Below are 13,788 nucleotides of genomic sequence, written 5' to 3' on the forward strand. Positions count from 1 at the left end.
TTTTTTCTTTTTGCCCTTATTTACGAACGCAGATTACCCTATTTTTTTGATTTCGTCGCCCACAAAGCGCATCAATTCCTGGATATGATCGCGCGAAAAGTCAAATGGCACGTTAGCCGCTGCATATATTTCACGGATAGGAGCTTTGTACCCCAGGCTCAAGGCTTTTTTGTAACCCGCTAATCCAGCTTTAGGATCTTGCCGGTAGTTTCGCCAAACTCCAATGGCTCCCAATTGAGCAATACCATATTCGATATAATAGAAAGGCACTTCGTATAAGTGCAGTTGACGCTGCCAAATATACTCCTGATAAAAGGCAAACCCATCCCAATTTGTTATGGTATCGGCAAATTGATTGTAAATCCGAAGCCAGTTTTCACGACGTTCAGCATCGGTATGGGTTGGATTCTCATAAATCCAGTGCTGGAATTTATCAATCGTAGCCACCCAGGGCAGTGTCTCAATGATGGATTCCAAATGTTGTAGTTTGGCTCGCCGTAGTTCATCTGGATTCTCAAAAAATACATCCCAATGATCCATAGAGAGTAATTCCATGCTCATAGAGGCAAGTTCGGCCACTTCCATGGGGGGATTACGGAACGCTTTCAGCGGCAAATCGCGCGTTAGAAACGAATGAACGGCGTGGCCACCTTCATGAACCATTGTCACTAAATCGCGTAGGCTTGACGTCGCATTCATGAAAATAAACGGCACGCCAATTTCTTCGAGCGGGTAATTGTAGCCACCAGGTGCTTTTCCCTTTCTTGATTCCAGATCGAGATGACCCATTGCCCGCATAATCCGTAGATCATCACCTAATTCCCTGTCGAGTCGGTCAAAGCAGGTAATCGCCTTTTCAAGAAGTTCATCCCCTGTAGCGAAAGGCTTCAAAGGCGGACGCCCTTCTACATCTACTTTGGCATCCCAGGGCCGTAATGGATCAACTGAAAGTTTTTCCTTTCGCTCGCTGGCCAGATCATTCAATAATGGCACAACGGATTCGGCCACCGACTCGTGAAAATTGAAGCAGTCCTGTGGTGTGTAATCGAATCGACCAAGTGCCGCAAATGAGTAGTCTCGAAAATTGGCAAACCCGGCATTGATAGCTATTTGATGACGAAGGGTTCGCAATCGGTCGAATAATTGGTCGAGTACTTCGTGGTCCTGATAACGGCGCTCCCAGATTTTGCGCCAGGCATCTTCTCGCACAGCCCGATCGGTCGATTGCAATCGGTCGCTGGCTGCGGGCAAGGTCATTTCATTACCATCAATCGTAACGGTCATTGCTCCAACAATGGCTCCATACTTCCGCTCTTCGGTCTGGAGTTCGGTTTGAAGCGGAATATTTTCTTCCCGGAAAATTTCGATAGCCTTTTTCATCCCCCGCACCATAACGTCGTAGCCTTCGTCGGTCAATTGGCTCAAAAATGGGCTGTTTACTGCTTTGAGGTCAAGATCGTTACCATAAGCGGTCATGGGCGGCTGAATCTCTGCAATGAAAAAATTGAGATTATTTACCAATTCCTCGTTGGCGGTATCACAGGTCATGCGAATATAACGCCACGCAAAATCTTCGGACAAATACGATTCCAGTTCGCTTCGGTCCAATAACCACTGGCGCAGATCTTCGGCATCACGCAGAGGCCGGGCCAGCAGATCATCATACAAAGGTTTAACATCGTCCCAACTTTGGAGGGCTATTGTCTCGCCAATAAAGGGTCGGGCTGGACGAGTAGGAATAGGCAGGGTTTCGTTTGCGGTCATTGGTAGTTTGGCTTAAAAGCCGTGACTATTGATAATATCTGGTAAGCGTGCGGCTTTCTGGCCGCGCTACAATAAGTCAATCTAAAACTTTTTTGTTCACAAATTTGCAACTACGAAATTGTTCGTATATGTTTACTACGAAATTATTCGTAGATCAATTATGAAGCCAACCGACTCTGAACTGGAAATTCTGCACGTACTCTGGACCAATGGCCCCAGCACGGTACGTCAGGTATACGATACGTTGAGCCAAAGCCGCGACATCGGCTACACAACGGCACTGAAACTAATGCAGATTATGTACGAAAAAGGATTGCTCTCCCGTGAAGAAGATTCTCGTTCACACATCTACACAGCGGCTGTAAGCGAAGAAGACACGCAACGGAATTTAGTTGATCGCTTTGTTGAAACGGCATTCCGGGGATCGGCATCGAAGTTAGTGATGCAGATTTTGGGGCAACATAAAGCCTCTCGTGAAGAATTAGATGAGATTAAAAATCTACTAAGCGATCTGAACCGGGACGCCGGCCGCCAGGATTTATCTGATTGAACTGATTAGCATGATTTTGCAAAATCTGATTCATGATTTTAAACGAATGCGATTACTCTGTTTTTGTATAAAATGATTTTACTCACACTTAACGATTTCCTATAACTCATGAACGCTTTCCATTTTTTGTCGAATCCGGTGGTGGATGCCTTGGGCTGGACGTTGCTCCATGCACTTTGGCAGGGTTTCGCTCTGGTTCTACCTGTGGCGGTGACTCTGCATCTGCTTCGGAATAAATCGAGTATGCTACGCTATCGTGTAAGTGTACTCACTTTGCTAACGCAGTTGCTAGCATCAGGAGCCACATTTATTTGGTATTATGAGCCCGTTGTTGATAATCAGCCAATCGCTCCCTCAACTGCCATCCACTATGCGAGACTGGTTAAGTGGCAAACGGTGACCCAAAACCTACCCTGGCATCAGCAAACGCAGTTATTTCTGGAAAATCACCTAAGTCAGTTCGTACTTATCTATCTAATTGGGGTTGCCCTGTTTGGGTTGCGTCTTACCGGCGGTTGGGTATACTTACAGCGCCTAAGCAAGACGGCGACAAAACCCACTACCCAAAACTGGACTCAACTAACTAATCGGCTTCGTTCAGCATTGGCGATTAAAGCTGTTGTTCAGGTTCGTGAATCAGCGCGTATTACGGTGCCAATGGTGGTAGGTGTATTGAAACCTGTTTTACTATTGCCAATTGGTCTAGCTACGAGCTTGTCTATGCGTGAAATAGAGGCCGTTTTGGCCCATGAATTAGCGCATATAAAACGGCACGACTATGCGGTGAATCTCCTCCAATCGGTTGTTGAGGTTCTGTATTTCTTCCACCCAGCTTTGTGGTGGCTGTCGGCTCGTGTACGTGAAGAACGCGAACATTGCTGTGATGATCTGGCCGTACAGGTTTGCGGGGGTAATGGGCGTATCCTGGCGCAGGCTCTTGCCCGGGTAGAAGAGCTACGGCTTATGAATCTGGATCAAACACCCGCTCTAGCCATGGCGTTTGCTTCTAAACGACAGCATTTACTGCATCGGGTTCGACGGGTATTGGGAGTTCCAACCCGACCTTTTGTTTCGAATGCCAGCTTAGCCGGACTAACGCTCGCTACTATTCTACTGATGAGTGTATCGGTCTACGCAGTGCAAAAGCAGGATGAACCGAAGGCTACTGCAAAACAACCGAAGCCAGCCCATTCGACACGCCGGCATAAGATCGATACTAATTCGGAATATGGTATGGTCGACGGCAAGAAAGTAGACTATGTGATCTGGAAGGGGCAGAAATTGTCTGCTGCCCGTGTAGCTAAGCTGCAAAGCCAGCTAAATCAGGTAATGGCCGGACAGCTCTTACTCGATGACGTGAAACAACCTGATCGCGACATCCTGTTAACAATTATTGAAAAGAACCAGGCGTTTGATGGGGGAATGAATGCGCTGGCAGAAGGGCTATCCCATATTGATTACAGCAATATTGTTGCATCGGCCCTAAAGGACGTTCCGCTTAGTCCAGATGGAACTGTAGAAGGATTGGCCAAAGTCGATTACAACAGCATTATTAACGATGCCTTTGCTTCAATCCCTCACTCTAAATCTAGTCCAGATTCGCTTGCCCCCCAACGCGCTTTCCAACAACGGCAGCTGGATAGCTTAAGCCAGCTCGTAGCGCAACGGGCGCAACAGGTTCAGGCATTACACCTTCAGATGGAGAAAATGCAGTTCCCAATTGAAGAATTTGGACGCAGCCAACAGTTACTGGAATGGCGTAAAGAGAAACTGATGGAAGCTCGAAATACCCTGATCGAAAAACAGCGACGGGTGATGTATCAGGATGGCAAACAGAAATTGAGTGTGGCCGAAATTGAGAAACAAGTAGCAGCGCTTGAGCCGGAAATCAAAAAACAGGAAGCCAGTATCGAGGAAGCCAATCGACAACTGGAAGAAACACAATCGAAGCTAATAGAAGCCCGAAAGCCGCTTGAAAAGTTAGAACGTGAGTCTCAGCAATTGGATGAACAAATGGAGCGATTATCGGAAGAAATGGAGCGACATGGAGAAAAGTTATCGCGGTTGTCGGGCGAACTGTCTGATCTGGATATGGACATAAATGTCAACGTTAACACAGACAGAGGCCGTGGCATACGCACTCCTCGTGCCCCACGTGCTATGCGCACACCCCGACCTAGCGTGAACGTTATAGCTCCGGCTGCACCGGCAGTCCCATCAGTACGAGCTCATGTAGCACCAGCAATTGCACCGCCTACACCTCCAGCACGGGTAGCAAAGCCCCGAGCACCTAAACCAGCGGTAGCCCCAAAAGTCGACGATTAGGAATCAGATTGCCTAAAACAGAGAAGGGCGTGAGGCAATCCTCACGCCCTTCTCTGTTTTAGGCAATCTGATTTTTTACTCGATCTCAATCACCACATTTGATCCAACAGGGTGAGCAACGCAGGTAAGAACATAACCCGCCTTTAATTCAGATTCGGACAGACCGTCCTCTTCGTCCAGTTTTACCTTACCAGAAATACAACGACCCAGACAAGCAGTGCACATACCTGCTTGGCAGGAATACGGCAGGTCTATATCTAAATCCAGTGCAGCTTCCAGAATGGTTTGATGGGGGGCAACTGCAAATTTGTACTCGCTGCCTTCATATAATACCGTTACTTCCGGAGAACCATTGTCGGCAGCTGTTATTGGTTCCTCTACGACATCACCTGCCATAACCGGTGCCGTCGCGAAGCTTTCCTTGTGGATATGTTCAGAAGCAATACCCACCAGCGATAAGGCCGAGCGCACTTCGGTCATCATGCCATCAGGACCACACAGGTAAAAGCTCGCATTTTGACGTTCAGCCGCTGGAAGTTGGTCCAATAACTTGGTTAACGTATGCTGATTCAGGCGTCCTTCGGCACCAGTCCAGCCATAGGACGGTTGGCTCAAGATGTGTGTTACCTGAAAACGCGACCGCCCATATCCCTGCTCCATCGCATCTAAATGCGCTTTATAAATAATAGACTCCTGATTTCGATTACCGTAGATAAGCCATACCCGACTATTGGGTTCTACATGCATAGTCGACTTAGCCATCGAGAATAAGGGCGTAATACCGCTACCCGCTCCAATCAGGATAATTGTCCGTCGATTCTGAGGATCAAGTTTCGGAACAAACGTACCCATTGGTTCCAGGGTTTCCAGAATATCGCCGGGTCGGATACGATCGCAGAGGTAATTAGAAGCCAGTCCACCTGGAACACGCTTTACAGATACTGACAACGACACATCAACATGGGGCGACGATGCCATTGAGTAGGAACGTCGTAGTTTTTGACCATTAATGTTCAGCAAAAAAGTCAGAAATTGACCAGGCTGATAGCGAACCTCTTCGTTGATGGGATGCCAGAAACTTATTGTCACAGCGTCAGGGGTTTCCCGAACAATGTCTTTTACTTTCAAAAAATACCGATTTGCCATTTTACTGTTTCAGGTTGTTATCGGTTTACAGTTTATGATTTATAGTGAATAGGCACATATTTTATCAATATGTCATTATCCGTAAACCATACACTGAATACCATAAACTATAAACCACTCTGCAAAAGTACGGTGAACGCCTGGAAATTATCCATTTTTGTGGAATTCAACTAACTGTTCAGCAGGAGCTTTTAGAAGACTACCCATTGTTAGTCCAGTTTGTTCTATTGCCTGACGCAAGGGTTGAGCAAAATAATAGGCAACAGAGCCCACAAAATAAACCGGCCACAGGTCAGCTTCGGGAAATCGTTTGACATAGGTTGTCAGAAATAATGCGAAGGCGTCCGTTACCAAATCGGCTATGTAAGGATGAGCCAGATGCTCAGATAGAAATGGAGTAAAAGCAGCAAAGTACCGATTTGGAAACGGTTTCTGATAGGCATTTTCAAGCAGCGTTGGACGATCAAGCGCATAGCGAATCTTGAAATCTTCATGTAGTTCCGTCGGCAATCGTTCCTGAAAAAAATCACGGACGAGTGTTTTACCCAAATAGCCTCCGCTGCCCTCGTCGCCCAGCCAGAAGCCCAGCGACTGAATACCACGTGTTAACTGGTTTCCATCATAACAACAGGCGTTCGAACCTGTCCCAAGAATACAGGCAATACCAGATTGGTGGCCTATTGCTCCTCGGGCAGCGCCCAACATATCGCTATTCACTTCCACAATCTGTAAATCAGGTAACACTGCCCGGAGCGCATCGGCCACGATATGATTTACAGTTGGGCCGGTGCAGCCCGTTCCATAAAAAAATACCTTCGTAACTATCGCTTCCTTTAGGTGTGGAATCAGTTGCGTTTGCAATGTTGCAGCCATTTGCGCGGCTGTCTGATAATATGGATTGAATCCATCCGTTTGAATAGCATGGGCGATGCCATTGGCGTCAACAAGTCGCCAGTCGGTTTTGGTAGAACCGCTATCAGCGATAAGAAGCATTCGTTTAAGATTTATAGTATGAGGTATTCGGTTTATGATTTCGGTCGACGGTTTAATCGTAGTGAGGAGCGCCGTAAACCTAAAACCTTATACCAATTTTCCAACTACCGGAAAGCGAGTGAATACACTGTTTGTATGGGGAGCATCGGCCAGTTCGTCGGTAAGATCCTGCCCAGCCCAGTGTTCATAATGCTTGCCGTTACGCCATAAGCGCGATGCCGACAGGTCGTAAATAGTGCCTTCATACGCACACCAAATGTCGTCACGATCCTGGCCATTACGTAAAGCTAATTGTGAACGGGTATAAGAAGGTAATGAACTTGGTATAATATGTAGCATACATCCGTTAACTCAGACAAATGAATTATTAGGCATCAATTTTGTGAGTGCCAACAAAATTAGCGTAACTTTAGCCACTCTGATTCTCCTGCATTTGATTAACTATGAGAAAGACTTATTCTATCGCTTTTCTTTCGGTATTAGCTTTGTTTAGCCTAATGATGGGCTGTGGCGGCAGTAAAGTTGCCCCAGTTTCAGAGCGAATTGCCAAGGTATGGACAGCAAGTAAAGTAGACGAAAATAGTACAACCGTTTATACGAAGGGAGGGACAAACAACATTCGCAACTATACGAGCTTCAAGCTTGACCTGAGTTCCGCACCGACTGTTAAATACACTGAATATGACGGTAATACCTTTACTGGTCAGTATTCGCTTCCAGACGACAACACCCTAAAACTGACAAACTTGAACCCTTCGCCAACTGGCGACAATGGAACAATTACCTTTACCATTAATTCCATTGACGATAGCAATTTAAAACTTACGAGGACAACAGCCAGCCAGAAAACGGGCAACACCACAAACGTGTATACGCTGACAAATCCATAAGATTTTAGCAAACCAATTGGCAAAAAAAGCCGTTCCGTATGTCAATCGGAACGGCTTTTTTTAATTAATAATGATTAATGTACAATGGATAATAATAGTGCTTAGTCATTATCCATTATTTTGCTACCATGACTGACTTAAATACCCTTGGCGAAATCGGCTTAATCGAACGGATTCGGCAGGAAATTCCTACCCCTACTCACTCCGAAACCATCCATGGCATTGGCGACGATGCCGCAGTGTTTGATTGGGGTGATGACTACGGTCTATTAACGACTGACATGCTTGTTGAAGGCATCCATTTTGACCTGACGTATGTTCCCCTAAAGCATCTTGGCTATAAGGCTGTAACTTTTGGGGTATCGGATATTGCAGCAATGAATGGTTTACCTATACAAGTAACGATTAGTGTCGGGTTGAGTAGTCGGTTTCCGGTTGAGGCTGTCGATGAACTGTATGAAGGTATTCGTGCAGCTTGCGTGGCATACAACGTAGATTTAGTGGGGGGCGATACAACGTCTTCACGCTCAGGGCTGATCATCTCCGTATCTGTACTGGGAAAGGTGCCGAAAGATCTGATTACTTACCGGCATACTGCTCAGCCAAATGATGTTATTTGTGTAACGGGCGATCTGGGTGCGGCTTACTTAGGTTTGCAATTGTTAGAACGCGAAAAGCAGGTGTTTCTGGCAGATCCTAATATGCAACCCAACTTGTCAGAAGAGCGGGCTTATCTTGTTCAGCGTCAGCTCCGTCCCGACGCTCGCACCGATATGGTTCATGAACTCCGCGATCTTGGCATTCGACCTACCGCCATGATTGACATTTCAGATGGTCTGGCATCTGAACTCCTTCACCTTTGCCATCAGTCGGGTACGGGTGCGGTGATTTTTGACGAAAACCTACCTATAGACGACCAGACGCATTTAGCCGCTGATGAATTCAAGATTAGCCCTGTAACAGCTGCCCTAAACGGAGGAGAAGACTACGAGTTATTATTCACGGTTCGTCCGCAGGCATTTGAAAAGCTGGAAACAAACGCCAGGATTACCGCCATAGGCTATCTTACACCCGATCCCACCCAAATTGTCTTGTCAACAAAAGCGGGGCAACAGACACCGGTTCGGGCGCAAGGCTGGGAAAATTTGATGCAAAAAAAATGAACTATAATCAGGATGTTAGGGGATGTGCTATTACTGATCTGTTTGTGTTTTTCCATGAAATCGACTAACTATCATGACATTCGTCCTCTGAAATCAACACGTCTACATGCAAAAACGAGTTAAGTTTGATTTTGAGTTTTACTTTACCAACGGTGGTAGTTTAAAAGGCGAAGATTTCCGATTAGATATTGATGGAGATACAATTTCTGATCAAGAATTGATAGACTATGTTATTGCTGATTTACGCCTGTTAATGGTTGGACAAACCCGCATTCTTAACAAAGAGATTATAACTGAAGCGCACAAGCGGAAACCTATCAATAATAAAGGTGGTCAGCGTAATCAATTAGTCGATCTGAGTCATACGATTGAAGCTGGCCTGGTTACCTACAAGGGGTTGCCCGCGCCTATTGTCTGCGATTATCTGAGCCGCGAAAACTCCCGCCAGTTTTATGAACTAGGAACAGAGTTTCAGATTGGAAAAATTGAGATGGTTACCAATACGGGCACGTATGTCGATTGCCCTTTTCATCGGTTTCCCGATGGTAAAGACCTATCAGAAGTGAGTTTAGATGCGTTTAGCGATCTGGACGGTATTATTATTCGTGTTCCTTATACAGACACACTAGCCATTACGAAAGCGCATCTACAAAACTATGAACTTCGAAATCGGGCGGTGCTTATTCATACAGATTGGAGTGAATTCTGGAATACAGAAACTTATTACGAAAATCATCCTTTTCTAACTGCCGATGCCGCATTATATCTGCGTGATTGTGGCGTTAAGCTGGTTGGTATTGACTCCCATAACATTGACGACACAACAGGTAAAAGTAGGCCGGTACATACGACCTTGTTAGGAGCGGATATTTTAATTGTCGAACACTTATGTAATTTGGCGCTGGTGCCAGACACCGGTTTTACGTTTAGTGCCATTCCACCAAAGTTTAAAGGGGTTGGTACATTTCCAGTACGAGCAATGGCTAAAATTTACTAGGCCCCTCTTCATTCTCCTATTCTCATGCATCTAAACTTAGTTTCCTCTACTTCCTGGCTAACTTTATTGATTATCAGCTTACTATTCGTAACGGGATGTAAGAAAACTGTATCGGTACCAAATCCTGATATGGCCTCCAGAGTCATGGGCAGGTATGCTGTAACAACAATTACCGTAGGTGGAAACAGCCAACCGATTACGGTTACAAATGGCACCGTTATAATGGTACGAAATGGCGTAGCGCTGGATATGGTCGACCTCACCTTATCCTATGCAACAGCTAGCACATCCGGGAGTTCGACGTTTTCGGAGACCAAAACGATCTCGCTGAAACAGGGAGACAGCCTCATTGACTTATATAGTGGTACGACCAAAGTGGGTACCTGGACAACGGCAAGCCTAACGTTTACTAATTATCCGTTTAATAATTCAACGGTGAGCTTCACTTCCGTAAAACAGTGAGTTTAGCAACTCACATCACCCGCACGAATTTTGAATAACATCGCTCACATCGGGGTAACAGCATCAGCGTATCCCCTCGAAAAGCCACGCCTTGCCGAAACGGAACGGTAGCCCGGTTGGTTGTGATGTATAAATTAATGCCTAACCCATCCTGAATGGTCGAGTCAACCCGAAAATATTTAATCGGATAGTAGTACGACATGTCGGCGCCATTAGCACTTAACTTACCATCCGTATTAAATGTGAGTGTTTGGGGCTGATTAGCGGTATACGTTCGGATCGAATCGACTGATTTCGTGATCTTAATCGTATCTTTTTGGTAGTAGTCCTGAATAGGAATGGTATCTTTTACATAATGACCATTCACTAAAGTTGAGTCTATCTTATATTGCCCAGTCACTAGAACCGAGTCTATTACGAGTGAGTCAACGTTTACGGGATATAGCCTTCTGGTAAGGCGCCATGTCCCTATTACGCGCGGATCACTCGCACCGGGCGAGAATCCGGAATCAGTTTCTTTACACTCTATGAGCAGAGTTGTTAGAAGTAATAGTAGGCTTAGGTATAGAACTTTTTTCACAAGTTAATCGGCAGCTCATAAGGCTAACGAACAGACTATTTCTGTCATTGCCCTGTTGGCGCGGTTAGTATAGATCATCTTCCCGAATAGATTGTCTATTCGGGAAGATCCACCCATACTTTATACAAACTCCGTGCCCCGTTCTTTGGCGTCGGCAACGAAGTTCTTCACCTTTTGCTCTTCTTCTTTCCGACAAATCATCAGGACGTTGTCGTACTCGGCCACAATGTATCCATCCAGACCATTGACCACAACCAACCGATCTTTTGGTGTTTTGATGATGCAGTTTTTGGTGTCATACAGAAGGATATGGCCATCAATCACGTTGAAATCATCGTTTTTATCCGACACTTCGTACAACGACTTCCAGGTACCAAGATCTGACCAGCCGAACTCACTCAACACGACATACACGTTTTTAGCTTTCTCCATGATGCCATTATCGATGGAGATGCTTTTGGTAAGTGAGTACGCTTTATCGACAAATGCGCTTTCGTGTTCTGTGTAATAAGCGCTTTTTCCCTCATCAAAAATTTCGGCTACTTCGGGTAGATAGGCCTCAAATGCGTTAATGATCGCCTGAGCATTCCAAACGAAAATACCCGCATTCCAAACGAATTCGCCACTTTCTACAAATTGTCGGGCGAGTTCAAGATGCGGTTTCTCTGTGAACGTTTTCACCTTTTTAATGCCTTCGCCCGACTCTGGAATGTATTGAATATAGCCATAACCTGTATCAGGGCGACTGGGTTGAATACCAAGCGTTACTAGAATATCCTGTTCTTTGGTAGCATCAAGAGCCTTTTGAATCGTACGTTTAAACTCTTCTTCCTTAAGAATAATATGATCGGCAGGAGCGACTACGATGTTAGCTTCTGGGTCTTGTTGAGCTATTTTATAGCAGGCATAAGCAACACAGGGAGCTGTATTACGAGCGATAGGTTCACATAATACCTGGTCATCAGACAGTTGTGGTAATTGTTGCTGACATAGGTCCTTATAAAGCGAACTAGTAACAATATAAATATTTTCGGGGGGACAGATGCCTTCAAAGCGATCTGCAGTTTGTTGAAGCAGCGTTCGGCCTGTGCCGAGAACATCGTGAAATTGCTTTGGATAACTCGTTCGGCTGAAAGGCCAGAACCGCGTTCCGACGCCCCCCGCCATTATAATGACATAGGTGTGATTCATTGATATGAAACTGATTTTATAACAAAGTTGCCACTATCTTACCGTTTTTGTACCAGAAAAGTTTAGCATTCTTAGTATTGATCGATTGCCAATAATTATCATTATCTCTCTAAAGGCCTCAATTTACGATTAAAACTGAGATAAACTATTTACCAATATCCATTTTTAGTATCAGTAAGTATTAATATATAGCCTTTCATTAAACGAAAACAACGTTACACAAGTCGAGATGGCTGCTTATATCTTTTACTCGAAAACTAGGATGCAATAGATCAATATGGAAGTGGTAATGTTGAGCGGCAATCAACAGCTAATCATTAAAGAGAAGAGGTTTATGCAAAAAATGGACAAAGCAAGACGCTTTTTTGACCGAATGTTCAATTTTGCCATCATATGGCTAGCTCAATACAATCAAAACTTCGGACAAGGTAACTTCTTATCTCTCCGCTTCACACCTGGCCGACCTTTTTCGGGCTTGTCAAAAATATAGGATAGAGACAGCTCGTGCGAACCACCACTATTGCCAAGGGTTGAAATTGTGACGTCGTAGCTATAGCCAATAGAGAATTTTTCCATGCGCCAGCCAATAAGAGCCGCTACAGCATCGTGGTTATTAAGCGTCTGATCGTATTTTTTGAAAGGAATACCACGATAATAAGCCCCAATCGTTAAGGGAGAATAAGTTAGATAAGCACCTATGTCCAACTGATCGTATTTACCCTGATGCTTATACATAACGACAGGCGATATACTGATTTCCCGATCCTGTTCATCAGCTAGCCCCGTAAAGCCATTAAGCGGAATCCGCAAACCTGCCTGGATACTGGTTTTCATTGGCAACCGCTCGTTCTCACTGAGAAAGAATCCCTGCGCAGGGCGATTAATATGATGGGCTGACAACCCAACCCAGAACCAATCTGAGTAGAAAAGTCCACCGGTTGAGAAATCAAGGTATTTGTTCGTGGGTAAACCGCCTTGCAAGGCTGGGTCCCCAGATACGCTACCCGTAATGAAGCCTCTGTCTGTAAACTGGTCGCCAGTAGTCAGGCCAAAGTAATTGATACTGCGGTTTACATAGGACCCTTGTAAACCCAAACGAACAAATGACGACTCACTCACCTGGAATTGGTATGCATATTGCAAGCCAATGTCTGTCGACTGAATTCGCCCCTGGCCCTGGTTATCGCTCTGAATCATCAGACCAACTCCACTGTTGTATTTTTCGATAAAGTGATCCACCGCAACCATTGTTGTCACATAATTGGTAATGGCGGGCCATTGATTTCGGTAGTTCGCCGTAATACGGGGCGCCAGTGCCGAACCAGCAAAGGCCGGGTTCAAGTACATTGGTGCCGCATAAAATTGAGTAAACTGAGGGTCCTGCGCAAAGACCATACGGCTCAGGGTCAGCGTCAAAATCGTCAGTACGTATTTCTTAAGCATAATGGCAAAATCAGGGCAAAGACTGGGCCAACTTTATTGTTGCAACGTTATCAACACAAACGAAGTATTTAATAACACAACAATCTATAAAATTAAGCGAATTTTGGGGACTTTTACAATGATCAGTTGATAAAATTTTAACGAAACACCGTCGTTTATACTAACGTAATGCCCCTATTGTTGTTATGCGGAGGGAGTGAATTTGAGAGGGTGGCTTTATTCAGCGTTTCTTCATGTTAAGGTTTAGCAGTAGTATCCGTGTAGTTGGTATTTGGACTGTGCTG

General features: G+C 45.2%; 13 protein-coding genes. 6 read left to right on the forward strand and 7 right to left on the reverse strand.

From position 1 onward, the window contains the following. Positions 1–33 precede the first annotated feature (33 nt). Positions 34–1,764, reverse strand: a complete 1,731-nt coding sequence (locus tag GO755_RS19130) for a M3 family oligoendopeptidase (protein ID WP_157586911.1) — start codon at positions 1,762–1,764, stop codon at positions 34–36. Positions 1,765–1,924: 160 nt separating this feature from the next. Here GO755_RS19130 and GO755_RS19135 point away from each other — a divergent pair, with 160 nt between their 5' ends. Both GO755_RS19135 and GO755_RS19140 read left to right on the forward strand, forming a co-directional pair. Next, positions 1,925–2,314 (forward strand): BlaI/MecI/CopY family transcriptional regulator, encoded by a 390-nt coding sequence (locus GO755_RS19135; protein WP_157586912.1) that lies wholly within the window; start codon positions 1,925–1,927, stop codon positions 2,312–2,314. A gap of 108 nt (positions 2,315–2,422) precedes the next feature. Further along, positions 2,423–4,639, forward strand: a complete 2,217-nt coding sequence (locus GO755_RS19140) for a M56 family metallopeptidase (RefSeq protein ID WP_157586913.1) — start codon at positions 2,423–2,425, stop codon at positions 4,637–4,639. 75 nt (positions 4,640–4,714) lie between these two features. On the opposite strand, the gene GO755_RS19145 is transcribed toward GO755_RS19140, so the two are convergent. From GO755_RS19145 to GO755_RS19155, 3 genes are all read right to left on the reverse strand, one after another. Then, positions 4,715–5,785, reverse strand: coding sequence for a ferredoxin--NADP reductase (locus GO755_RS19145; protein ID WP_157586914.1), 1,071 nt, complete (start codon positions 5,783–5,785; stop codon positions 4,715–4,717). 147 nt (positions 5,786–5,932) lie between these two features. After that, positions 5,933–6,778, reverse strand: coding sequence for an N-acetylglucosamine kinase (locus tag GO755_RS19150; protein WP_157586915.1), 846 nt, complete (start codon positions 6,776–6,778; stop codon positions 5,933–5,935). Between the two features lie 87 nt (positions 6,779–6,865). Beyond that, complete coding sequence (locus tag GO755_RS19155) at positions 6,866–7,117, reverse strand: cytochrome b5 domain-containing protein (RefSeq protein WP_157586916.1); 252 nt, start codon at positions 7,115–7,117, stop codon at positions 6,866–6,868. Between the two features lie 104 nt (positions 7,118–7,221). Between GO755_RS19155 and GO755_RS19160 the strand changes: the two genes are divergently transcribed. From GO755_RS19160 to GO755_RS19175, 4 genes are all read left to right on the forward strand, one after another. Beyond that, positions 7,222–7,668 carry a hypothetical protein gene (locus GO755_RS19160; protein WP_157586917.1) on the forward strand — a complete coding sequence of 149 codons (447 nt, stop codon included), beginning with the start codon at positions 7,222–7,224 and terminating at the stop codon, positions 7,666–7,668. Between the two features lie 128 nt (positions 7,669–7,796). Beyond that, a complete protein-coding gene (thiL, locus tag GO755_RS19165) occupies positions 7,797–8,831 on the forward strand; it encodes a thiamine-phosphate kinase (protein ID WP_157586918.1) in 1,035 nt (344 codons plus the stop codon). A gap of 106 nt (positions 8,832–8,937) precedes the next feature. Then, positions 8,938–9,828: a cyclase family protein gene (locus tag GO755_RS19170; RefSeq protein ID WP_157586919.1), complete on the forward strand. Its 891-nt coding sequence runs from the start codon at positions 8,938–8,940 to the stop codon at positions 9,826–9,828. Between the two features lie 24 nt (positions 9,829–9,852). Continuing rightward, entirely contained in the window at positions 9,853–10,290 is a 438-nt protein-coding gene (locus GO755_RS19175) for a hypothetical protein (protein WP_157586920.1), read from the forward strand. 10 nt (positions 10,291–10,300) lie between these two features. Here GO755_RS19175 and GO755_RS19180 read toward each other — a convergent pair whose 3' ends face one another. The 3 genes from GO755_RS19180 to GO755_RS19190 form a co-directional block, all read right to left on the reverse strand. Beyond that, complete coding sequence (locus GO755_RS19180; protein ID WP_227687005.1) at positions 10,301–10,657, reverse strand: hypothetical protein; 357 nt, start codon at positions 10,655–10,657, stop codon at positions 10,301–10,303. A 333-nt stretch (positions 10,658–10,990) separates the two neighbouring features. Then, the gene (locus GO755_RS19185) at positions 10,991–12,061 is read right to left on the reverse strand and encodes a mannose-1-phosphate guanylyltransferase (RefSeq protein WP_157586921.1); all 1,071 of its coding nucleotides are present in this window, start codon (positions 12,059–12,061) and stop codon (positions 10,991–10,993) included. A 411-nt stretch (positions 12,062–12,472) separates the two neighbouring features. Next, positions 12,473–13,504 carry a PorP/SprF family type IX secretion system membrane protein gene (locus GO755_RS19190; protein ID WP_157586922.1) on the reverse strand — a complete coding sequence of 344 codons (1,032 nt, stop codon included), beginning with the start codon at positions 13,502–13,504 and terminating at the stop codon, positions 12,473–12,475. Positions 13,505–13,788: the final 284 nt, after the last annotated feature.

Source organism: Spirosoma arboris (assembly GCF_009754945.1).
GTDB classification, from domain to species: Bacteria; Bacteroidota; Bacteroidia; order Cytophagales; family Spirosomataceae; genus Spirosoma; species Spirosoma arboris.